At 70.8% G+C, this 22795-nt stretch carries 22 protein-coding genes; 19 read left to right on the top strand and 3 right to left on the bottom strand.

Features of this window, described 5'->3' with window-relative positions:
• Window positions 1–447, top strand: a complete 447-nt coding sequence (locus OG507_RS18775) for a heat shock protein transcriptional repressor HspR (RefSeq protein ID WP_018522258.1) — start codon at window positions 1–3, stop codon at window positions 445–447.
• A gap of 96 nt (window positions 448–543) precedes the next feature.
• Here OG507_RS18775 and OG507_RS18770 read toward each other — a convergent pair whose 3' ends face one another.
• Window positions 544–1530, bottom strand: a complete 987-nt coding sequence (locus OG507_RS18770) for a helix-turn-helix transcriptional regulator (RefSeq protein WP_327368346.1) — start codon at window positions 1528–1530, stop codon at window positions 544–546.
• A 141-nt stretch (window positions 1531–1671) separates the two neighbouring features.
• Between OG507_RS18770 and OG507_RS18765 the strand changes: the two genes are divergently transcribed.
• Together OG507_RS18765 and OG507_RS18760 are read left to right on the top strand one after the other, a co-directional pair.
• Complete coding sequence (locus OG507_RS18765; RefSeq protein WP_327368345.1) at window positions 1672–1998, top strand: hypothetical protein; 327 nt, start codon at window positions 1672–1674, stop codon at window positions 1996–1998.
• Window positions 1995–2315, top strand: coding sequence for a (2Fe-2S)-binding protein (locus OG507_RS18760; protein ID WP_327368344.1), 321 nt, complete (start codon window positions 1995–1997; stop codon window positions 2313–2315). The genes OG507_RS18765 and OG507_RS18760 overlap by 4 nt, the downstream gene beginning before the upstream one ends.
• Window positions 2316–2419: 104 nt before the next feature.
• Here the strand turns inward: OG507_RS18760 and OG507_RS18755 are convergent, their stop codons facing one another.
• Window positions 2420–2824 (bottom strand): pyridoxamine 5'-phosphate oxidase family protein, encoded by a 405-nt coding sequence (locus OG507_RS18755; RefSeq protein ID WP_327368343.1) that lies wholly within the window; start codon window positions 2822–2824, stop codon window positions 2420–2422.
• A gap of 226 nt (window positions 2825–3050) precedes the next feature.
• Here OG507_RS18755 and clpB point away from each other — a divergent pair, with 226 nt between their 5' ends.
• The 3 genes from clpB to OG507_RS18740 all read left to right on the top strand — a co-directional run bounded on the left by clpB (window position 3051) and on the right by OG507_RS18740 (window position 7937).
• Complete coding sequence (clpB, locus tag OG507_RS18750) at window positions 3051–5651, top strand: ATP-dependent chaperone ClpB (protein WP_327368342.1); 2601 nt, start codon at window positions 3051–3053, stop codon at window positions 5649–5651.
• 378 nt (window positions 5652–6029) lie between these two features.
• Window positions 6030–7301, top strand: a complete 1272-nt coding sequence (locus OG507_RS18745; RefSeq protein ID WP_327368341.1) for an MFS transporter — start codon at window positions 6030–6032, stop codon at window positions 7299–7301.
• 72 nt (window positions 7302–7373) lie between these two features.
• A complete protein-coding gene (locus tag OG507_RS18740; RefSeq protein ID WP_327368340.1) occupies window positions 7374–7937 on the top strand; it encodes a YbjN domain-containing protein in 564 nt (187 codons plus the stop codon).
• A gap of 222 nt (window positions 7938–8159) precedes the next feature.
• Here OG507_RS18740 and OG507_RS18735 read toward each other — a convergent pair whose 3' ends face one another.
• Window positions 8160–9329: a pyridoxal phosphate-dependent aminotransferase gene (locus OG507_RS18735; protein WP_327368339.1), complete on the bottom strand. Its 1170-nt coding sequence runs from the start codon at window positions 9327–9329 to the stop codon at window positions 8160–8162.
• Between the two features lie 179 nt (window positions 9330–9508).
• Here OG507_RS18735 and OG507_RS18730 point away from each other — a divergent pair, with 179 nt between their 5' ends.
• From OG507_RS18730 to OG507_RS18670, 13 genes are all read left to right on the top strand, one after another.
• Window positions 9509–9793 carry a hypothetical protein gene (locus tag OG507_RS18730; protein ID WP_327368338.1) on the top strand — a complete coding sequence of 95 codons (285 nt, stop codon included), beginning with the start codon at window positions 9509–9511 and terminating at the stop codon, window positions 9791–9793.
• Between the two features lie 351 nt (window positions 9794–10144).
• Entirely contained in the window at window positions 10145–10666 is a 522-nt protein-coding gene (locus OG507_RS18725; protein ID WP_327368337.1) for a DUF2617 family protein, read from the top strand.
• Between the two features lie 84 nt (window positions 10667–10750).
• Window positions 10751–12349 carry a polyamine aminopropyltransferase gene (locus OG507_RS18720; RefSeq protein WP_327368336.1) on the top strand — a complete coding sequence of 533 codons (1599 nt, stop codon included), beginning with the start codon at window positions 10751–10753 and terminating at the stop codon, window positions 12347–12349.
• 124 nt (window positions 12350–12473) lie between these two features.
• On the top strand, window positions 12474–13439 hold the full coding sequence (locus OG507_RS18715; RefSeq protein ID WP_327368335.1) for an SRPBCC domain-containing protein: 966 nt from the start codon (window positions 12474–12476) through the stop codon (window positions 13437–13439).
• A 22-nt stretch (window positions 13440–13461) separates the two neighbouring features.
• On the top strand, window positions 13462–14262 hold the full coding sequence (locus tag OG507_RS18710) for an aldose epimerase family protein (protein WP_327368334.1): 801 nt from the start codon (window positions 13462–13464) through the stop codon (window positions 14260–14262).
• Between the two features lie 45 nt (window positions 14263–14307).
• A complete protein-coding gene (gene pyrE, locus OG507_RS18705; protein WP_327368333.1) occupies window positions 14308–14847 on the top strand; it encodes an orotate phosphoribosyltransferase in 540 nt (179 codons plus the stop codon).
• 201 nt (window positions 14848–15048) lie between these two features.
• Complete coding sequence (gene fbaA / locus OG507_RS18700) at window positions 15049–16071, top strand: class II fructose-bisphosphate aldolase (protein WP_327368332.1); 1023 nt, start codon at window positions 15049–15051, stop codon at window positions 16069–16071.
• A gap of 86 nt (window positions 16072–16157) precedes the next feature.
• Complete coding sequence (locus OG507_RS18695) at window positions 16158–17333, top strand: MalY/PatB family protein (RefSeq protein ID WP_327368331.1); 1176 nt, start codon at window positions 16158–16160, stop codon at window positions 17331–17333.
• A 112-nt stretch (window positions 17334–17445) separates the two neighbouring features.
• A complete protein-coding gene (locus OG507_RS18690; protein ID WP_327368330.1) occupies window positions 17446–19038 on the top strand; it encodes an MFS transporter in 1593 nt (530 codons plus the stop codon).
• A gap of 56 nt (window positions 19039–19094) precedes the next feature.
• Window positions 19095–19508: a DUF3151 domain-containing protein gene (locus OG507_RS18685; protein WP_327368329.1), complete on the top strand. Its 414-nt coding sequence runs from the start codon at window positions 19095–19097 to the stop codon at window positions 19506–19508.
• 159 nt (window positions 19509–19667) lie between these two features.
• A complete protein-coding gene (locus OG507_RS18680; protein ID WP_327368328.1) occupies window positions 19668–20516 on the top strand; it encodes a tryptophan 2,3-dioxygenase family protein in 849 nt (282 codons plus the stop codon).
• Window positions 20509–21711, top strand: a complete 1203-nt coding sequence (kynU, locus tag OG507_RS18675; RefSeq protein ID WP_327368327.1) for a kynureninase — start codon at window positions 20509–20511, stop codon at window positions 21709–21711. Before OG507_RS18680 ends, kynU begins: the two co-directional genes overlap by 8 nt.
• A 123-nt stretch (window positions 21712–21834) precedes the next feature.
• The gene (locus OG507_RS18670) at window positions 21835–22710 is read left to right on the top strand and encodes an alpha/beta hydrolase family protein (RefSeq protein ID WP_327368326.1); all 876 of its coding nucleotides are present in this window, start codon (window positions 21835–21837) and stop codon (window positions 22708–22710) included.
• Window positions 22711–22795 lie beyond the last annotated feature (85 nt).

Genomic DNA, 22795 nt, shown 5'->3' with positions numbered 1-22795 from the left:
GTGGACGGCCGACGACGCAATCCGTACGAACTGACCGATGAATCACCGGTGTACGTGATCTCGATCGCGGCCCAGCTCTCGGGCCTGCATCCGCAGACGCTGCGCCAGTACGATCGCCTCGGCCTGGTCTCGCCCGACCGCACGGCCGGGCGCGGCAGGCGCTACTCGGCCCGCGACATCGAGCTGCTGCGCACCGTCCAGCAGCTGTCGCAGGACGAGGGCATCAACCTCGCCGGCATCAAGCGCATCATCGAACTGGAGAACCAGGTCGCGGCCCTCCAGCAGCGCGTCGCCGAACTCTCGGCGGCGGTGGACGGCGCGGCGGCGGCGATGCAGCAGCGCGAGGCGCAGGTGCATGCCTCGTACCGGCGGGATCTGGTTCCGTATCAGGATGTGCAGCAGACCAGTGCGTTGGTGGTCTGGCGGCCGAAGAGGCCGAAGGACTGAGCGGGTCCGGCCGCTTGGCCGGGTGATTCGCTCACGACTTCTCCCGTGTGGGGCCGGGGAGCTGATGCTCCCCGGCCCTTCGCCGTGTGTGCGGGCTCAGCCCGGGTCCTGTTCCAGGATCCCCGACCTGGCTATCAGATAGCCGAGTTGGGCCCGGCTGTTGCTGCCGAGAACGGCGGACAGCTTGGCGACGTGCGCGCGGCAGGTGCGGACGTTCATGCCGAGACGGCGGGCGATCGAGTCGTCGACATGTCCTTCCACGAGGAGTTGGGCGATGGAGCGCTGCACACCGCTGATCCCCTTGGGGGTCGGGTCGTACTTGACCTCTTCCAGGAGCGGGGCCGCACGGGTCCAGAGCTGCTCGAACACCTTGACGAGATACTCGACCAGTCCGGGATGGCGCAGCTCCAGGGCGACTTGGCGGTCGTCCTGGGCGGGGATGAACGCGACAGTGCGGTCGAAGATGATGAGCCGTTCGATGAGCTCCTCGAGCGTCCGGATCTCCACGCTCTCGTCGGACATCCGCTCCGCGTAGGCCAGGGTGCCGGGGCTGTGCCGTACGGTGTGCTGATAGAGAGTGCGGATGCTGACACCGCGATCCACCACGGAGAGGCCCCGTTCCAGGGCTTCGCTGAGGCGGTCCTCGCTGCGGCCGCCGCCGGGCTGGACGGTGAGGACTTCCGTGCGGCACTCTGCCGTGGCGAGATCCAGTGCCGCGTTGATCCGGTTGACGCCCTCCAGCACGGTGATGGCGTGAGTGGTCGGCGGGTCCTGGGCGCTGATGTCCATGAACGGCTCGAAGGACTCGGCCAGCAGGACCGAATGCAGTCGGCGCTCCTGGATCTCGCGTTCTATGGGATGCAGGCGCTTCGCCAGTGCGGCGGACGGCGGTACGGGACGCAGCCAGTCGGGGTCGTCGGGGTCGGGGTGCAGCAGGGCGAAATCCATCAGGCAGGGCGCCGGTTCCACCTCGCTGCGGGCGATGCGTCCCGAGCGCAGAGCGCTGGCGTAGAGGCGGCCTCCCGCTTCGCATAGTTCGGTGATCCCATGAGGATGTGTCGGCTTTGTATCGCTTGTGACCATATTCTCCACCCCCCAGGTTCCTGAACATTCAGGAACATGATGCATCGACTCAGTGGTGTTCGTGTGCCCAGGTGAGACATCGTCTTAGGTGCGGGGGAGAAGAATCCACAAGTGAGGACGAAGCCGACTATGTATAAGCGAATGCTTCGCTCGGCGCTTGCCGCCTCGTTCGTCGCGGCCCTGGGACTCGGGGTGCTGAGCGGCGGCGACATTGCCTGGAGCGGCGGGGCGGCACCCTCGCCGGGTGACATTGCCTGGTCCACTCAGGCGTCGGCACCAGGTGACATCGCGTGGTCCACTCGGGCGTCCGCGCCGGGTGACATCGCGTGGTCCGTCCAGGCATCGGCACCGGGTGACATCGCATGGTCCACCGGGACCGCTGTGCCGGGTGACATCGCGTGGAGCGTCGAGGCGGCAGCCGGGCCCGGTGACATCGCCTGGTCCGAACCGATCAACCAGGGCGCATGACCATCCCGCCGGACGACCGGACCTTCCGGCGGGAGATGGCTACGGCCTACCGATCAGGCTGGCATTTCATCGATCTCGTCACGGCCGTCCCCCGCTGTGGCGACTCGCTGATGGTCACCCTGTTCGGCGACCCCATCGTTGTCGCACGTGAAGAAGACGACGAAGTGCGTGCGTACCGCTGTCTCCGCAAGCCGCGTGGAGCTCCGCAGCCCGTCCGCTGCGCGATTCGGTACGACATGATTTTTGTGAACCTCGACCGGCGGGACCACCAGCTGTTCGAGCCAGAGACCATTTCCGCCACCCCCCGCAGTGCCTGAGCGATCCCCCGTCGTCATATGTCGCTCAGTCACTCCCCCACACAACGGCGCCATCGTGACCTGAACACGATGGCGCCGTTGTGCTGCCCGCGGGCATACGGGGCTCACGCCCTGCCGAGCGCCCGGTCCAGGGTGATCTCGATGACGACGCGGTCCGGGTTGGGCGCCGGCGTGCGTTCGTAACGCTGCGCGTAGCGGCTCACCGCGTCGGCGACCACGTCCGGCTCCGTGCGTACCGTCGCGAGGCCCTCCAGCGTCGCCCAGCGGCCCCGGTCGACCTGACAGACGGCGACCCGGGCGCCGTCCGGGCCCGCGGCCAGGATGTTGGCGACCTTCCGGCTGTTCTTGTTGGTGATGATGCGGGCGAGCCCGGCCCCGGGGTCGTACGTCACGCCCACCGGCACCACGTGCGGTGTGCCGTCGGAGCGGGGTGTGGTCAGGGTGCACAGGTGGTATTCGCGCCAGAACGCGAGGTACTCGGGGCTGGGATTCGTCACGTCGACTGCCATGGGGACAGCGTAGGCAGCGCCGGACAGTGGCCCGCCCCTGCGGTGGCGGAGGCGCGCTCCGGCCGGTTCACTCGGAACAGTCAGGGAGGGGCCCGCGGGCCCCTCCGCGAGCCGGTGAGTGGGTTGAGTGGAATAGACTCAACTTTATGCACGTTGACTCTGTCAGTACTGTGCGGAGAGCCAGTGCTGTGGAGAGGCCAGTCACCGCAAGGAGGAGAAAGCGCACGTGGACGCCGAGCTGACCAACAAGAGCCGGGACGCCATCAACGCGGCCACCAGCAGGGCCGTGAAGGACGGGCACCCCGATCTGACCCCCGGGCATCTGCTGCTCGCGCTGCTCGCGGGCGAGGACAACGAGAACATCATCGATCTGCTCGTCGCCGTGGAGGCCGACCAGATCGCCGTACGCACCGAGACCGAGCGGCTCCTGGGCGCCCAGCCCAGCGTCACCGGGTCGACCGTCGCCCCGCCGCAGCCCAACCGCGAGCTGCTCGCCGTCATCGCGGACGCCGCGCAGCGCGCGAAGGAGCTCGGCGACGACTACATCTCCACCGAGCACCTGCTGATCGGCATCGCCGCCGTGGGCGGCCGCGCCGGTGAGATCCTCTCCGGGCAGGGCGCCAGTGCGAAGAGGCTGCTGGACGCATTCGAGAAGAGCAGGGGAGGGCGCCGGGTGACCACTCCCGACCCGGAGGGCCAGTACAAGGCGCTGGAGAAGTTCGGTACGGACTTCACGGCAGCCGCCAGGGAAGGCAAGCTCGACCCCGTCATCGGGCGTGACCAGGAGATCCGGCGGGTCGTCCAGGTCCTGTCCCGCCGTACCAAGAACAACCCCGTGCTCATCGGTGAGCCCGGCGTCGGCAAGACGGCCGTCGTCGAAGGGCTCGCCCAGCGCATCGTCAAGGGCGACGTCCCCGAGTCCCTGAGGAACAAGCGGCTGGTCTCGCTCGACCTCGGCGCGATGGTCGCGGGCGCCAAGTACCGCGGCGAGTTCGAGGAGCGCCTGAAGACCGTCCTCTCCGAGATCAAGGAGAGCGACGGGCAGATCATCACGTTCATCGACGAGCTGCACACCGTCGTCGGCGCGGGCGCCGGCGGCGACTCCGCCATGGACGCGGGCAACATGCTCAAGCCGATGCTGGCCCGCGGCGAACTGCGCATGGTCGGCGCGACGACGCTCGACGAGTACCGCGAGCGGATCGAGAAGGACCCCGCCCTGGAGCGCCGCTTCCAGCAGGTGCTGGTTGCGGAGCCGAGCGTCGAGGACACCATCGCCATCCTGCGCGGCCTCAAGGGCCGTTACGAGGCCCACCACAAGGTCTCCATCGCCGACTCCGCGCTCGTGGCCGCCGCGACCCTCTCCGACCGCTACATCACCTCCCGCTTCCTCCCCGACAAGGCCATCGACCTGGTCGACGAGGCCGCGTCCCGGCTGCGCATGGAGATCGACTCCTCGCCCGTCGAGATCGACGAACTCCAGCGCGCCGTCGACCGCCTCCACATGGAGGAGCTCGCCCTCAAGAACGAGACCGACCCCGGCTCCAAGCAGCGCCTGGAGAAGCTCCGCCGCGACCTCGCCGACAAGGAGGAGGAGCTGCGCGGCCTCAACGCCCGCTGGGAGAAGGAGAAGCAGGGCCTCAACCGCGTCGGTGAGCTGAAGGAACGCCTCGACGAACTGCACGGCCAGGCCGAACGCGCCCAGCGCGACGGCGACTTCGACACCGCCTCCAAGCTGCTCTACGGGGAGATCCCCGGCCTTGAGCGCGAGCTGGCGGAGGCGTCGGAGGCCGAGCAGGAGGCCGCCAAGGACACGATGGTGAAGGAGGAGGTCGGCCCGGACGACATCGCCGATGTCGTCGGCGCCTGGACCGGCATCCCGGCCGGACGCCTGCTGGAGGGCGAGACCCAGAAGCTGCTGCGCATGGAGGAGGAGCTCGGCAAGCGCCTCATCGGCCAGACCGAGGCCGTGCAGGCGGTGTCGGACGCGGTACGCCGTACCCGCGCCGGAATCGCCGACCCCGACCGGCCCACCGGATCGTTCCTCTTCCTCGGCCCCACCGGTGTCGGCAAGACGGAGCTCGCGAAGGCCCTCGCCGACTTCCTGTTCGACGACGAGCGGGCCATGGTCCGCATCGACATGAGCGAGTACAGCGAGAAGCACAGCGTCGCGCGGCTCGTCGGCGCCCCGCCCGGCTACGTCGGCTACGAGGAGGGCGGCCAGCTCACGGAGGCGGTCCGCCGCCGCCCGTACAGCGTCGTCCTGCTGGACGAGGTCGAGAAGGCCCACCCCGAGGTCTTCGACATCCTGCTCCAGGTCCTCGACGACGGCCGGCTCACCGACGGACAGGGCCGGACGGTGGACTTCCGCAACACCATCCTGATCCTGACCTCCAACCTCGGCAGCCAGTTCCTGGTCGACCCGCTGACCAAGCCCGAGGTGAAGAAGGAGCAGGTCCTGGAGGTCGTACGGGCCTCGTTCAAGCCGGAGTTCCTCAACCGGCTCGACGACCTGGTGGTCTTCTCCGCGCTCTCCGGCGACGAGCTCTCGCACATCGCGAAGCTCCAGATCGACCGGCTGGCCGGGCGCCTGGCCGAGCGCAGGCTCACCCTCGACGTCACTCCGGCCGCCCTGGCCTGGCTGGCCGAGGAGGGCAACGACCCGGCCTACGGAGCACGGCCGCTGCGCCGCCTCATCCAGACGGCGATCGGCGACCGGCTCGCGAAGGAGATCCTCGCGGGCGAGGTAAAGGACGGGGACACCGTCCGGGTGGACCGGGTCGGCGACGGCCTGCTCATCGGGCCCGCGATCTCGGGGAAGACCTTGTAGATCGCGTACGGCCTGTTCGATGCCGTGTCCCCGGCCGGGAGTCTGCGCATCCCGGCCGGGGACCCGTCGTCCGCGCCGCACTGCAATTGAAGAAGAATTGCGATGATTTCGGGGGGACGGGAAATCGACCGCCGTCGTCGGCGATCCGTTGTTCAACGTCGATATTGAGCCAAACGCTTCGCCCCGCTTCGAGGGGTGAGGCCGCGTCACCCGCCCCGCCCCGGGTTGCGCCGCCCGCCTCTGACAAGGGAAGCCTGCCCGGGCGCCCGCAGCGCCCGCCCGGGGGCACGCGAATGATCAGGACACCTCGGGTCGTCCTCCACAACCTGCTTACAAGGAGGATTAGAGACCGAATTCGGCAGCCGGTAGCGTGCCCGCATGAACGAGCAGATAGGCGATGAGATAAGTCCGGGGCCCAAAAAGCCCAGATCTGACAATCTCTTTCACCTTGGCGAATTTCGTACCCTCTGGGCCGCTTATGCCCAGTCGATCCTGGGTGACCAGCTGGCACGCGTGGCCCTGTCGTTGCTCGTGTTCGAACGCACCGACTCGCCGGGATGGACCGCGGCGACGTATGCGCTGACCACCTTGCCCGCTCTGCTGTCCGGGGTGCTCCTGTCCGGTCTGGCGGATCGTTTCCCCCGGCGTACGGTCATGATCGGGTGCGACCTGGTGCGGACGGTGCTGGTCGGGCTGATGGCCCTGCCCGGTACGCCGCTGCCGCTGCTGGCCGGGCTGCTGGTGCTGGCGCAGTTGGCCGAGGCACCCTTCGGCGCCGCGCAGGGCGCACTGCTGCCGACCGTGCTCGGCGAGCGGAGATACGAACGCGGCCAGCGGGTCATGCAGATCACTCACCAGGTCGGACAGCTGGTCGGTTTCGCCGGTGGAGGTGTGCTGGCCGTGTGGCTGGGCAGCCACCTCTCCCTGGGTGTGAACGCGGTGACGTTCCTTCTCTCGGCGACCCTGGTCAGGTTCGGCGTGAAGGCCCGTCCCGCGGCGAGTGCCGACGGCGGCGAGCACAAGACGCGGCTCGGCGCCCAGGTCGGGGGTGCGGCCGCGCTGATCTGGTCGGACCGCAGGCTGCGCTCACTGGTCGCGCTGGGGTGGCTCGCGGGATTCGTCGTCCTGCCGGAGGGGCTGGCCGCCCCCTTCGCGGACGAGGCCGGCGGGGGTGCCTCCTCGGTGGGACTCCTGCTGGCCGCGCATCCGGCCGGAATGGTGCTGGGGGCAGCCATTCTGGGGCGGGCTCAGGTCGGGGACGAGCGGCGGCGCCGCCTGCTCGGGCCGTTGGCGATCGGCGCCAATCTGCCGCTGATCGTCTACTGGCTCGGCCCCGGCGTGGGCGTGGCCATGCTCCTGCTGCTGGTGTCGGGGGTGTGCTCCGCCTATCAGATCACCGCCGGGGCCACCTTCGTGCTCCTGACTCCGGCCAACCGGCGTGGCCAGGCGCTGGGGCTCGCACGGTCGGGGCTGATCGCCATGCAGGGGATCGGAGTCGCCGTGGGGGGCCTGGCAGCGGAGCTGTCCGGGTCGTCGGCGAACACCATCGGCGCGTCCGGACTCCTCGGAGTCCTGTGCACGATCCCCGTCGCCGTTGCCTGGTCACGGGCGCGGGAAGCCGGTGCGGGAGCGATTCCCCGGAGGGCGTAGACCCTCTGAGGGCCAAACGCGGCTAGGGTTCGACGGCAGGAAACCACGTGCGATCCACAGGAGTACCCAGCGATGTCTATCGATCCGTCCTCGATTCCGAATTTCGGGGGCCAGCCCGAACCGCAGGCGGCAGGACCCGAGGGCCCCGTTGTCCCTGACCAGGACCTCGTCAAGCAGCTCCTCGAACAGATGGAGCTGAAGTACGTCGTCGACGACGAGGGCGACCTCGCGGCGCCGTGGGAGGAATTCCGCACGTACTTCATGTTCCGCGGCGAGGACGAGCAGCAGGTCTTCTCGGTCCGTACGTTCTACGACCGCCCGCACGCCGCGGACCAGCGCCCGGTCCTCCTCGACGCGATCGACGACTGGAACCGCCGCACCCTGTGGCCCAAGGTCTACACGCACACCCACGAGCCCGAGGAGGGCTCCGAGGACGCCGAGGTCTCGGTCCGTCTGATCGGTGAGGCGCAGATGCTCATCGGTACGGGCGTCAGCCTGGAGCACTTCGTCTCGTCGACGGTCAGCTGGGTGCGCGCCTCGATCGAGTTCGACAAGTGGCTGCAGGAGCGCCTCGGCCTGACCCCGGCCGAGGAGAAGCCGCAGGACGGCACGGAGCAGGCCGCTCCGGACGCCTGAGTCCCGCACGGCAGTGACGCCCCGGCCCGGTGCGACGGTCTCCACGACCGCCGCCCCGGGCCGGTCCGCGTTCCGCCCGACGGTCGAACGTTTCTGAGACGTCGCACCAGGGGAATTGCGGAACGCGCGGCGGAAATGGGCCGGCCCGGCCCGTCGATCCAACGGGACAGCCCCGGGATCGGCGGCCGGCCTCATCTGCGACGTAGGCGTAGGGGTGTCGGCTCAGGACGCCAGGCGCCGCAGGCGTCCCACCGCTTCCTGGAGAACGTCGTCGCGCTTGCAGAAGGTGAAGCGGACCTGGCTGCGGCCCGCGTCGGCGGTGTCGTAGAAGACGGAGTTGGGGACCGCGACGACGCCGCAGCGTTCGGGGAGGGCGCGGCAGAAGGCGTAGGCGTCCTTCTCGCCGAAGGGGGAGATGTCCGTGGTGATGAAGTACGTGCCCTGGGGTTCGTGGACCTCGAACCCGGCCGCGCGCAGCCCGTCGCCGAGCAGGTTGCGCTTGCGCCGCAGGTCGGCGCGGAAGCCGTCGAAGTAGGTGTCCGGCAGGCGCAGCGCTTCGGCGATCGCGTACTGGAAGGGGCCTGCGCTGACGTAGGTCAGGTATTGCTTGGCTGTCCGGACGGCGGCGACGAGCGAGGCGTCCGCCGTGACCCAGCCGACCTTCCATCCGGTATACGAAAATGTCTTGCCGGCGGATGAGATGGACACGGTGCGCTCTCGCATGCCGGGCAGGGCCGCGATGGGGTGGTGTGCGCCCTCATAGACCAGGTGTTCATAGACCTCGTCGGTGACGACGAGCAGGTCGTGTTCGACGACGAGCGCGGCGATGGCGCTCTGTTCTTCGGCGGTGAGGACGATGCCGGTCGGGTTGTGAGGCGTGTTGAGGAGCAGGAGGCGGGTCCGCGGGGTGATCTTCGACCGCAGTTCGTCCAGGTCCGGGCGGAAGGACGGGGCGCGCAGGGTGAGCGGTACCCGCTGTGCTCCGGCCATGGCGATGCAGGCGGCGTAGGAGTCGTAGAAGGGCTCGAAGGCGATCACCTCGTCACCCGGTTCGAGGAGGGCGAGCATGGTCGCGGCGATCGCTTCCGTTGCCCCCGCGGTGACCAGCACCTCCGTGTCGGGGTCGACGCTCAGGTCGTAGAAGCGCCGCTGGTGGTCGGCGATCGCGGTGCGCAGCTCGGGGATGCCGGGGCCCGGCGGGTACTGGTTGCCGTGCCCGGCGCGCAGTGCCCGGACGGCGGCCTCCCTGATCTCTTCGGGGCCGTCGGTGTCGGGGAAACCCTGGCCGAGGTTGATGGAGCCGGTCCGTACGGCAAGCGCCGACATCTCCGCGAAGATCGTCGTGCCGAACTCGGCGAGGCGGCGGTTGAGCAGCGGTCGTCCCTGTGTCATGGCCGCCATCCTGCGCGGAAGCTCTGGAGTTGCTCAAGTCTGCTTTGGCCGTACGGGGACGGGGGCATCCCCGACACACGAAGGAAGCGCGGGGAAGCGCGAAGAGGCGCGGGGATGCGCGAGGCAGTGCATGGAAGCGGGGGGACCTCGCTTCGGGGGAATGGAAGGACGTGAGGTCGGTGGGGATTTTCGTCGGAGTGGTGATCGCGTTCGTTGTGATCGGGCTGGTCGTCTCGCAGGTGGGGGCGGGCAACCGGAAGAAGAAGCGCCGGGGCGCGCGCGGGGGCTCGGGCAGCGGCAGCGGCAGCGGCAGCGGCGGCGCCGCGGGCGGCAGCTGGTGGGCGGGGAATGACAGCGGCGGCTCCTCCTGCGGCAGCGGTGACTCCGGTGGTCACTCCGGAGGTCATTCGTGCGGTGGCGGTTCCTCGTGCGGTGGCGGGGGCGGATGCGGCGGAAGCAGCTGACACGGGGCAGCTGATCCGTGACCGGGCAGGACCACACGCCCGGTGCCGGACCCGTGCGGTCCGGTGCCCGACAGGTGCCCGGCGGGTGAACTCCCGCCGGGCACCTTTTTGTTGGGGGTCTGAGCGAGACACCGGTGAACAGATGAACCGAGAGGCCCCCGAGGGGATGGAAACCACGCCAAGTTGGGTAAAAGCGCTGTGGATGCGGCGTACTTCGTGATTCCCTCGGTGGAGAGAACATCCAGCCCTCGGACCCGAGTTGGACCTGATCGGGCGCTTCCCACCTCCCACGTGCATCACGTCGGAGGCGTCCCCTGTCCATGTGTCCACGCTTGCTTGCGGAGCCGACCCATGCTCACGACCCTCCAGACGGCCTATTCCGACACCCGCGCTGCCGACCTGGCCTGGGCGCTGGGGCGCGAACCCCTTCCCGCCCTCGCCGTGCTCGACCTCGATCTCGTGGGTGCCCGAGTCCAGATGCGCCTGCTCGGCGCCTCCCACCAGGTGCTTCTTGAGGAGGACGGGGGCACCTGTTCCGAAACCGTCGCGTGTATGCCCGGCAGCAGCACACCGCTGCCGCTCGGTGTCGCCAAGCGGCTCGGGGAGTGGGAGTACGAATTCGCGGCGCGCGTCGAGACGCTCTCGGCGGGCTCGTTCGCGGGGCGCGCGCAGGAGCTCCTCGCGCTCGTCGCCGACCATCCCCACGGTCTCGCGGGGACGTTCCCGGGCAGCCCGCACGCCTTCACGGCCATGCTCGCCCAGCGGACCGAGGGGCAGGTGCGGTGGCGCACCTGGCATGCGTATCCGCAGGAGGGCCAGCTGGTGGTGACGCGCACCCGCGTGGGAGTGCGGATGCCGGCGGCAGCACTCTGACGCGGTCCGGGTCCGTTGTGAGCACGCCACTTGCACCCTTGTGGGTGACAGGCCGCCACTGCGTCGTGACGTAGCGTTCGCAACATGATCGACCAGCAGGTGTCGCTGCGAGGGGGCGCGGCGCGTCTTCCCGTGCGGCCGAGGACCGGTCGGTGTCTCGTGCTGGCCGCTGTCTTCATCTGTGCCGCCTGCGGTCTGGTCTACGAGCTCGAACTGGTGGCGCTCGCCTCCTACTTGATCGGTGACTCCGTCACCCAGGCATCCGTCGTGCTCTCCGTGATGGTGTTCGCGATGGGCATCGGCTCGCTTCTCGCGAAACGTTTGCGCAGCCGTGCCGCGGTCGGTTTCGGGCTGATCGAGGCTGCGCTCGCCCTGGTCGGCGGCTCCTCGGCGGTCGTGCTCTACGCGTCGTTCGCCTGGATCGGGGAGTCGCGGTTCGCCCTGGTCGGGTTCTCGCTCACGATCGGGATCCTGATCGGGGCGGAGATCCCGCTGCTGATGACGCTGATCCAGCGCGTCGACCGGCAGGACGCGGGCGGGACCGTCGCGGATCTTTTCGCCGCCGACTACGTGGGCGCGCTGGTCGGCGGGCTGGCGTTCCCCTTCCTGCTGCTGCCGGTGCTCGGGCAGCTCACCGGGGCGCTGTTCACCGGCGCGGTCAACGCGGCGGCGGGCGGGGCGCTGGTGCTGTGGGTGTTCCGGCGGGATCTGACCCCGCGCTCCCGGTGGCTGCTGATCCTCGTCAACGTGGCCGTGATCGCCCTGCTCGCCACCGCCACGGCGCTGGTCGACGACTTCGAACGGGCGGCGCGACGCGCGGTGTACGGGGACGGGGTGCGGGTCGCGGTGCGGACCGGGGTCCAGGAGGTCGTGCTGACGGGGGCGGGGCGCAGCTCCCTGGACCTGTATCTGGACGGGCGGCTGCAGGTCAGCGCGCGCGACGAGTACCGCTACCACGAGGCGCTGGTGCACCCGGCGATGAACGGGCCGCACGCCCGCGTCCTGATCCTGGGCGGCGGCGACGGCCTCGCCGCGCGTGAGGTGCTGCGCTATCCGGACGTACGCGGTGTCACCCTCGTCGAGCTCGACCCCGGCGTCACCCGGTTGGCCCGTACCGACCGTGCGCTCTCGGCGCTGAACGCGCACGCGTACCGCGATCCGCGGCTGACGGCCGTCAACGCGGACGCCTTCAGCTGGCTGCGGACGGCGCACGGCAGCTATGACGTGGTGATCTCCGATCTGCCCGACCCCGGGATCTCCGCCTGTACGAAGCTGTACTCGGCGGAGTTCTACGGCCTAATCGCCGAGGCCCTCGCGCCGGGCGGCCGACTGGTGGTGCACGGGGGCCCGCCGGTGACCCGGGCGCGTACGTACTGGACGGTGGAGGCGTCGATGCGGGCGGCGGGCCTGCACACCCGCCCGTACCGGATCAGCGGCCGGCTCTCCGATTTCGCGGCGGGCCCCGACCGGGCCGCGTACCGGGCGCAGGCCGAGGACGGCTGGGGCTTCGTCCTCGCCGCACCGGGCGGGGCCCCGGCGCTCGGCCTGCCCCCGGGGGCGCCCCGGCTGCGGTCGCTGACGCAGACCTCGCTGGAACGTGCGGGGCGGGATGCGCAGAGCGCACGGCTGCGCGGGCTGCCACCGTCGACGCTGGTGCATCCGCGGTACTGGGAGGACCGGTGAGCGGTGCGTCGTGCGTCCGCGTCCGGTGGGCTCCGCGACTGGCCTTCGCGGTCGGTCTTCGCGGTCGACTTTTGGGATGCGGAACCGCTGACGTGATGGCCGGGGCTGAGTAGGCTCGGTTTCCATGGAGCATGAGGTGTTCGTTCCGGTTCCGGTCCCGTCCCTTCGGCGGACGCTGGGCGATCCCGCCCGCGTCGCGCGCTGCGTGCCGGGGCTCCAGCAGGACGCCGACGCGTCCGCGGGCCCGCTGTCCGGCCGGCTCAGGATCCGGGTCGACGGCCACACGATCACGTACCGCGGTGCGCTGCGGTTCAGCGACTCCCCGCAGGACGGTCCGGACGGGGACGGGGTCCTGGTGGCGGGCGAGGGCGTCGAGGCCCGCGGGACCGGCTCGGCGAAGCTGGCTCTGACGATCAGCCTGACGCAGAAGGACGGCGGTACGGCGATCGGTTTCTCGGGAACGGCGAGCGGCGACGGCCGCCTCCCGGACCTGGACCCGACGGCAGCACTCGCAACGGCCCACCGCCTGCTGGACCGCTTCGTCCAGCAGCTGGTGACGGAGACACTGGCGGGCGGGGACGAGGTGGCCGAGGACGCCGCGGGCGGGGTCCTCGGGGAAGCCGAGCGGTCCGTCGGGGAGGCCGTGGAGCAGGCCATCGAGGAGGCGGCCGAGGAGGCCGACGCGACCGGCGCGGCCACCGGAGCCCTCGATGAGTCCGCCGACGGGACCGGCATCGGCGACGAGAGCGACGATGCCCAGGCCGTGGACGAGGCGTCCTCCGCCGAGAAGCCCCCGGGCACGGGCTCCGTCTTCGACGCCCCCGTGCCCCCGCCCTCGCTCGACCCCGTGGCGGAAGTGGAGTTCACCGTCCCCGACGGCCCCCCGGCCGAGGCCGCGCACGCCCGGCGCACCATGATCGGCCGCAGCGCCGAGGAGGTCGACCACGCGCCGCCGCGCGGCAGGTACGCCCCCGTACCGTCACCCGATTCGACCACCGCGGGCGCCACGCTCCGCTGGGTCGCCCCCGCCGCCGCGCTCGCGCTCGCCTCCGCCGTCGTGGTGGGCCGGGCGCTGAGGCGGCGGAGGTAGCCGCGCCAGTAATCTCGGTCGGGTGAGTAGCAGCGAGAAGGACGTCCGGCTGTCCGTCGGCGACGCAGAGTTGACCGTGAACCCGACCAACGGCTGTCGCATCAGCAGCCTGCGGATCGGTGGCACCGAGCTGTTGCGGCAGGGGGAGCGGTTCGGCTGCTTCCCGATGGTGCCGTGGTGCGGGCGCACCGAGAACGGGCTCTTCCACAACGGCGACGTCCTGCACCGGTTGCCGGTGAACTCCCCGCCGCACGCCATCCACGGCACCGGCAGGAACACCGCATGGCGGACCGCCCGGGTGGGTGAGCAGGAGGCCGCGTTCTACTACGACCTCGCCGACCCCTGGCCGTACCCGGGCCGGGTGACCCAGACCTTCGAGCTGTCCGAGGACTCGCTCACCCTCGCCTTCGGCATCGAGACCTACGACGACTCGTTCCCGGCGCAGGCCGGCTGGCACCCCTGGTTCCTGCGCAACCTCGGCGGCGGTGGCAAGGACGTACAGCTGGCCTTCGACGCGGCCTGGCAGGAGGAGCGGGGCGCGAACCATCTGCCGACAGGCCGCCGCATCCCGCCGCTGCCCGGCCCGTGGGACGACTGCTTCGGGATGCCGGACGGGGTCGATGTGACGCTCACCTGGCCGGAGCAGCTGGAGCTGACCGTGAAGAGCCGGACCGAGTGGGTCGTGATCTACGACGAGCAGGACGAGGCGGTCTGTGTGGAACCGCAGTCCGGTCCGCCGAACGGACTGAACACCGCTCCCCACTACGTCACCCCGATCGAGCCGCTGGAGATCGCGACGACCTGGAGCTGGCGCACCCTCTGACCGCGCGGGCGCGGGCCGTGAGGCGGGCCCTCTAAGCTCATAGCCATGACTGACGTACGTGCTGAGCTGCTCCAGCAGATCAAGGACAAGGCCGTGGTTCACGGCAAGGTGACCCTCTCCTCGGGTCTTGAGGCCGACTGGTACATCGACCTGCGCCGCATCACGCTGGACGGCAAGGCCGCTCCGATGGTCGGTCAGGTCATGCTCGACGTCACCGCCGAACTGGACTACGACTGCGTCGGCGGGCTGACGCTGGGCGCCGACCCGGTCGCCACCTCGATGCTGCACGCCTCCGCCGCGCGCGGGCAGGAGCTGGACGCGTTCGTCGTCCGCAAGGCGCAGAAGGCGCACGGGATGCAGCGCCGCATCGAGGGCACGGATGTGAAGGGCCGCCGCTGTCTTGTCGTCGAGGACACCTCGACGACCGGCGGTTCGCCGCTGACCGCCGTCGAGGCGGTGCGCGAGGCCGGTGGCGAGGTCGTCGCCGTCGCCACGATCGTGGAGCGGGGTGCGGCTCCGGCCATCGCGGAGGCCGGTCTCCCTTACGTCCACGCCTACACGGTGGCGGATCTCGATCTGGCCTGACCTGCGGCTTTTTCCAGGGGTGGACGGTTTCACGTGAAACCGTCCACCCCTGTCGTATGTCCGCGAACAAGTCGCCGGAGCTCGGGGGGAGCAGGCCGGGTGGAGCCGGAGCGAGAGTCTGGGAAGATGGGGGCGACGATGACGTCGCCCCCAGGTCAGGGAACCAGCAACGCACACCCGCACATCCCAAGGAGCGGACAGATGCCCATCGCAACCCCCGAGGTCTACGCCGAGATGCTCGACCGGGCGAAGGCAGGCAAGTTCGCCTACCCGGCCATCAATGTGACGTCGACCCAGACCCTGCACGCTGCACTGCGCGGCTTCGCGGAGGCGGAGAGCGACGGCATCGTCCAGATCTCCACCGGTGGGGCGGAGTTCCTGGGCGGCCAGCACAACAAGGACATGGTCACGGGCGCCGTCGCCCTCGCCGAGTTCGCGCACATCGTCGCCGCCAAGTACGACGTCACGGTCGCGCTGCACACCGACCACTGCCCCAAGGACAAGCTGGACGGTTACGTGCGTCCGCTGCTCGACATCTCCGCCGAGCGCGTCGCCAAGGGTCAGAACCCGCTGTTCCAGTCGCACATGTGGGACGGCTCGGCCGAGACCCTCGCCGACAACCTGGCCATCGGCCAGGAGCTGCTCGCCAAGGCCGCCGCTGCCAAGATCATCCTTGAGGTCGAGATCACCCCGACCGGCGGCGAGGAGGACGGCGTCACGCACGAGATCAACGACGAGCTGTACACCACCGTCGACGACGCGCTGCGCACCGCCGAGGCGCTCGGTCTGGGCGAGAAGGGCCGCTACCTGCTGGCCGCCTCCTTCGGCAACGTCCACGGCGTCTACAAGCCGGGCAACGTCGTGCTCCGTCCCGAGCTGCTGAAGGACCTCCAGGAGGGCGTCGCCGCCAAGTACGGCAAGTCGTCCCCCTTCGACTTCGTCTTCCACGGCGGCTCCGGCTCCACCGAGCAGGAGATCGCCACAGCGCTGGAGAACGGCGTCGTGAAGATGAACCTCGACACCGACACCCAGTACGCCTTCACCCGCCCGATCGTGGACCACGTGTTCCGCAACTACGACGGTGTGCTGAAGGTCGACGGCGAAGTCGGCAACAAGAAGGTCTACGACCCGCGCAGCTGGGGCAAGTCCGCCGAGGCCGGCATGGCCAAGCGCGTCACGGAGGCCTGCGCCAACCTGCGTTCCACCGGCACCAAGCTGAAGTAGCGGCCGGTACGAAGTGTGGCCGTGGGCCCGGTACCCCTGGGGTGCCGGGCCCACGGCATGTCCGAGAGAAGACGTGAGGAATCCCCGTGAGTTCCACCGCCCGCTATGACTTCGACACCGTCGTCGACCGCCGGGGCACCTGGTGCGTCCAGTGGGACGGGGTCGCGGACCGGTTCGGAGTGGACGGACTGCTGCCGTTCACCATCTCCGACATGGACTTCGAGACCGCCCCGCAGGTGCTGAGCGCACTGCGGGCCCGGCTCGACCACGGGGTGTTCGGCTACACGACCTGGCAGCAGGACGACTTCCGCTCGGCGATAGCCCACTGGTACGCGACCCGGTACGGGACACGGATCGACACCGGGCAGCTGGTGTACGCGCCGTCCGTGCTCAGCCAGCTCTCGCAGCTGCTGCAGATGTGGACGGCCGAGGGCGAGGGCGTGGTCGTCCACACCCCGACGTACGACGGTTTTCGCAAGGCGATCACCGGGCTCGGGCGCGAGCTGCGGGGTGTACCGGTGGGGGACACCGGCGCGCTGGAACGCGAGCTCGCCCGCCGCGACAGCAAGGTCCTTCTCGTGTGCTCGCCGCACAATCCGACGGGCCGGGTGTGGACGGAGGCCGAACTGGGCGGGATGGCGGCGCTCGCCGCCCGGCACGGGGTCGCGGTGATCAGCGACGAGATCCACGCGGACTTCGTGCACGGGGAGCAGGTGCATGTGCCGTGGACGCGGGTCGGGGGCGAGGGGCGCTGGGCGCTGATCACCTCCGCGTCGAAGGCGTTCAACTTCCCGGCGCTGACCGGCTCGTACGGGCTGATCGGCGATCCGGCCGACCGGGCGGAGTTCCTGCGCCGGATGGAGACGGCGGAGGGGCTCGCCTCCCCGGCGGTGCTGTCCCTGACCGCGCACATCGCCGCGTACCGGGAGGGCGGGGCGTGGCTGGACGAGGTCCGCGCGTATGTCGCCGGGAATCTGGCGCTGGTCGCGGACCGGCTCAACAAGGCGTTCCCGGAGCTCGGATGGGAGCCTCCGCAGGCCGGCTATCTGGCCTGGATCGACCTGCGCCCGGCGGGCGTCACCGACGACGAGGCGTTGCAGCGGGTGCTGATCGAGCACGAGAAGATCGCGGTGATGCCGGGCGCGGTGTACGGGGCGGAGGGCTTCGTGCGACTGAACGTCGGGTGCCCGCGCTCCAAGGCGGAGGCGGGCGTGGAGGCGCTGATCCGGGGGGTACGGGCGGTGGCGGAAGCGGGGGCGTAGGGGATTCCGTGCCGCGTGCACGGGAGCCTTCGACGACTGCGCCGGCGCCCCGGCCGGCTTACGGTGCCCCGTCCCGATGGCCTTCCCGGCGGGGAGCGGCCATGCTGCTCGTATGCCTGACGCAGAGACGGGGGCCATCCGCGTCGCCTCCCCCACCGGACGCTGGGTCATCCTCACCACCGTCCTCGGCTCCAGCATGGCCATGCTGGACTCCACCGTCATCAACGTGGCCCTGCCCCGCATCGGCAAGGACCTCGGCACCGACCTGGCCGCCCTCCAGTGGACCGTCAACGCCTACATGCTGACCCTCGCCGGGCTGATCCTCCTCGGCGGCTCCCTGGGCGACCGGTACGGGCGGCGGCGGGTCTTCGCCGTCGGTGTCGTCTGGTTCGCCGCCGCGTCCGTGCTGTGCGGCATCGCGCCGAACGCCGCGGTGCTGATCGCCGCCCGCGCTCTCCAGGGCATCGGCGGGGCGCTCCTCACGCCCGGCTCGCTGGCGCTGATCCAGGCGAGCTTCCATCCCGACGACCGGGCCCGCGCGGTCGGGCTGTGGTCGGGGTTCGGCGGGGTCGGGGCCGCCATCGGGCCGTTCGTCGGCGGCTGGCTCGTCGACGGACCCGGCTGGCGGTGGGTGTTCCTGCTCAACGTGCCGGTCGCCGCGGTCTGTCTGCCGGTGGCGCTGCGCCACGTACCGGAATCGCGCGCCCCGGAAGCACACGGGCGCTTCGACGTGCTGGGCGCCGTCCTCGGTGCGCTGGCCCTCGCCCTGGTGACCTATGCGCTGATCGAGGCGCCGGGCCGGGGGGCGTCCGGCGTGGTGATCGGGTCCGCCGTCGGCGGGATCGTGCTCGGGGCGGTGTTCGTACAGGTGGAGCGGCGGCGGAAGGACCCGATGCTGCCACCGTCGGTCTTCGCGTCCCGGCAGTTCACCGTCGTCAACATCATCACCCTGTGTGTGTACGCGGCGCTCGGCGGCTACTTCTTCCTCTCCGCGATCCAGCTCCAGGTCGTGGCCGGGTACTCGGCCCTCGGCGCGGGCACGGCCCTGCTGCCGACGACCGTGCTGATGCTGCTCTTCTCGGCCTCCGCGGGCGAGCTGGGCCAGCGCATCGGGCCCCGCATCCCGCTCACCGTCGGACCGCTGATCGCCGCCGCCGGAATGCTGCTGATGCTGCGGGTCGGGCCGGGGTCGAGTACCGCCTCCGCCTACTTCAGCGATGTGCTCCCCGCGGTCGGTGTGCTCGGCGTCGGGCTCGTCACCGTGGTCGCACCGCTCACCGCGACCGTACTGGCCTCCGTGGACACCGCACGGGCCGGTCTCGCCAGCGGGATCAACAACGCGGCCGCCCGCGCCGCCGGACTGATCGCGGTGGCCGCGCTGCCGCTGCTCGCCGGGATGGGTCCGGAGGCGTACCGGGACCCCGGCGAGTTCGCAGCGACGTTCCGGCGGGCCATGCCGATGTGTGCCGGGCTGCTCGTGCTCGGTTCGCTGATCGCCTGGGCGACCGTACGGAAGCCTCCTGTGACGGCGGGCGAGAAGGAGAAGGCGCGCCCCGAGTGCACGGTGCACTGCGGCATCGTCTCCCCGCCCCTGGAACCCGCCCCCGGGGAGGCGGGGCGGCCGGGCGGGGGCGGCCCCTTCCTGGGGAAGCCGGGCGGGAACGGGCCCCTGCCGGGGAAGCCGGACACACCCGGCGCGGGCTGATCTCCGCGCGCCGGCCGGGTACCCCCGGCGCGCATGTGCCAGGCACACTTGAACCCATGTCGATCCACGAGAACCTGCTCGGGGGGCCTCCCCCGACCCACCTGCCCGACGACCCCGAGCCGCGCGAGCTGCTCGCGAACGGCACGCCCCCCGCCGACGTCGCCGCGAAGTACCCGACCTCCTCCCTGGCCTGGGCACAGCTCGCCGACGAGGCGTTCGAGGGCGGCCGCGTCATCGAGTCGTACGCCTATGCCCGCACCGGCTACCACCGCGGCCTCGACGCGCTGCGCAGGGCCGGCTGGAAGGGCCACGGCCCCGTACCGTTCGAGCACGAGCCGAACCGCGGCTTCCTGCGCGCCCTGCACGCCCTGGCGCGGGCCGCCCAGGCGATCGGAGAGCAGGAGGAGTACGAGCGCTGCTCGACGTTCCTGCGCGACTCCTCGCCGACCGCCGCCGAGACCCTGGGCTGAGAGCCCGGAGCATCGTCACGGACCCCGCGGATGCACCGGCATCCGCGGGGTCTGCGCGCTCCCGCGGGCTCCGTCTAGGATGCGGGCAGGGGACCGGAGCTCCATCACCTCACGGAAGGGGCGGACCGCTACCCGGAAGCTCGTGTCGAGGAGACAGAAATGTCGACGATCCACCCCGACCCCGAAGCCACCGGTGCGCAGACCCCGCACCTCGACTTCGCGGGAACGACTCCGTACGAGGACTATGTCCAGGCGGATGTCCTGACCCATCTCCAGCACCTTCGCTCCGACGACCCGGGCGAAATGGTCTTCCTGGTCACCACCCAGGTCATGGAACTGTGGTTCACCGTCATCGTCCACGAGTGGGAGACCGCCGCGCACGCCCTGCGCGAGAACCGGCTGCCCGTCGCACGCGATGCGCTCAAGCGGTCGGTGCGGGAACTGGAGGCGCTCAACGCCTCCTGGACGCCGCTCGCCCAGCTCACCCCCGCCCAGTTCAACTCCTACCGCGCCGCCCTCGGTGAGGGCTCCGGCTTCCAGTCGGCGATGTACCGGCGGATGGAGTTCCTGCTCGGCGACAAGTCGGCGTCCATGCTCGTGCCGCACCGGGGTGCGCCCCGTGTCCACGCCGAGTTGGAGAAGGCGCTCGCCGAGCCGAGCCTGTACGACGAGGTGCTCGCCCTGCTCGCCCGGCGCGGGCACGCCGTACCGCAGGCCGTGCTCGGCCGGGACCTGACGCAGAAGTACGAGCCGTCGCCCGAGGTCGAGACCATCTGGGCGGAGATCTACGCCAACCCCGACCAGCACGACGAGCTGGTCCGGCTCGGCGAGGCGCTCACCGACGTCGGCGAACTGGTGTGGCGCTGGCGCAACGACCATCTCGTCGCCACCCGGCGCGCGATGGGCTCGAAGACCGGGACCGGCGGTTCCGCCGGGGTCGCGTGGCTGGAGAAACGGGCCACGAAGAACGTCTTCCCCGAGCTGTGGACGGCGCGCAGCCATGTCTGAGACCTTCGCCGCGCGGGCCGCGGCACTCGACGCCGCCGATCAGCTCGCCGATCTGCGCAAGCTGTTCACCCTCGACGACACCGTCTACCTCGACGGCAACTCGCTCGGTGCGCTGCCCGCTCATGTACCCGCCCGGGTGCAGGAGGTCCTCACCCGCGAGTGGGGCGAGCTGCGCATCCGGTCCTGGGACGAGAGCGGCTGGTGGACCGCGCCGGAGCGGATCGGCGACCGGATCTCCCCGCTCGTCGGGGCCGCCGCCGGGCAGATCGTCGTCGGCGACTCCACCAGCGTGAACGTCTTCAAGGCCGTCGTCGCCGCGAGCCGGCTGGCGCCCCAGGGGCGCGACGAGATCCTCGTCGACGCGACGACCTTCCCCACGGACGGGTACATCGCCGCGTCCGCCGCCCGGATGACCGGCCACCGGCTCGTCCCGGTCGCCCCCGCCGAGGTGCCGGACGCGCTGGGCGCCCGTACCGCGGCCGTCCTGCTCAACCATGTCGACTACCGCACCGGCAGGCTCCACGACCTGCCCGGACTCACCGCCGCCGTGCACGCGGCGGGCGGCCTCGCCGTGTGGGACCTGTGCCACAGCGCGGGCGCCCTGCCCGTGGGCCTGGACGAGCACGGCGTGGACCTCGCGGTCGGCTGCACGTACAAGTACCTCAACGGCGGCCCCGGTTCGCCCGCCTATCTGTACGTCGCCGAGCGCCACCAGGCGGCCTTCGACTCGCCGCTGCCGGGGTGGACGTCGCACGCCGACCCGTTCGGCATGGCCCCCGGGTACGCCCCGGCGGACGGCGCCGTACGGGGCCGGGTCGGCACCCCCGACATCCTCTCCATGCTGGCGCTCGAAGCGTCGCTGGACGTGTGGAACGGGGTGTCGATCGAGGCGGTACGGGCCAAGTCCCTGGCGCTGACGGACTTCTTCCTGGAGTGCGTCGCGGCGTACGCGCCCGAGGGCCGGGTCACCTCCATCACTCCGGACGCGCACGCCGAGCGCGGCAGCCAGGTCGCACTGCGGTGCGCGGACGCGGAACCGGTGATGAGCGCGCTCATCGCACGGGGCGTCGTCGGGGATCTGCGCCGCCCTGACGTGCTGCGATTCGGGTTCACCCCGCTGTACGTGGGCTTCGCCGACGTGGAGCGGGCGGCGCGGGTGCTGGGCGAGGTGCTCGGCGAGGCGCTGGAGGGCTAGTGGGCGAGCCTCTGCAGTGATCTGCCGGCGGGGACGGGAGCCTTCCGTACTGGTACCGTCCCCGCAGGTCAGGCCAGTTGAGCCCAGATCCGGTTGGGCTCGGTACAGGACGGTTGGAGCAGCATGTCGGATTCTGCCGCGCGTGATCGTGACGCAGCCGAGGCCGAGTCGGCACTCTCGCACCCTCCGGTCGCCCCCGATGCGTCTGCCGCCTACGGCAGCCACCCCGACCAGTTGATCGACTTCTACGCCCCGCGCGACGGCCGGACCGGTGCGCCGGTCGTGGTTCTCCTGCACGGCGGGGCGTGGCGGGCGCCGTACGACCGGCAGCATGTGTCGCCGTTCGCGGACTTCCTGGCCCGGCGCGGTTTCGCCGTCGCCAGTGTCGAGTACCGGCGCGGCAGCGAGATCCCGCAGCAGCGGGGCTCCGGTCCGGTGGCGGGCCGCTGGCCGGAGACCTTCGACGATGTCGCCGCGGCGATGGACGCGCTGCCCGGGCTGCTGGCCGTGGTGCTTCCGGAGGCCGATGCCCGGCGGATCGTCGTCACCGGGCACTCCGCGGGCGGGCAGCTTGCCCTGTGGGCCGCCGCCCGGCACGTACTGCCCGAGGGCTCGCCGTGGCGGCTGCCCGCGCCGCCGCCGCTGCGGGGCGTCGTCGCCCTCGCGCCGATCGCCGACTTCGCCACGGCCGTCGAGCTGGACGTCTGCTCGGGGGCGGTCGGCCAGTTCCTGGGCCGCGCGGACGACTTCGACGAGCGGTCCGCGCACGCCGACCCGGCCGTGCTGCTGCCCACCGGGATCGCGACCACCGTGGTGCAGGGAACCACCGATGCAGATGTGCCCAAGGCCGTTTCCGAGGCGTTCGTCGACGCGGCGGCGAAGGCGGGGGAGACGGTGGGCCTGACCCTGCTGCCCGGCGTGGGCCACTTCCCGCTGATCGACCCGGCGAGCGACGCGTGCGCGGTGGTGGCGGAGGAGCTCGCACAGCTGGCCTGGTGAGCGGCGGGGGGAAGGGCGCCCGGCGCATAGTACTTGCGACGGACGGCGCAGGATCCGTATCACTGCTGACGACGCCGTGGGCCGG

Origin of the sequence: Streptomyces sp. NBC_01217 (genome assembly GCF_035994185.1) — a bacterium.
GTDB lineage: Bacteria > Actinomycetota > Actinomycetes > Streptomycetales > Streptomycetaceae > Streptomyces.
This window is presented reverse-complemented; position numbering and strand designations above follow the sequence as displayed.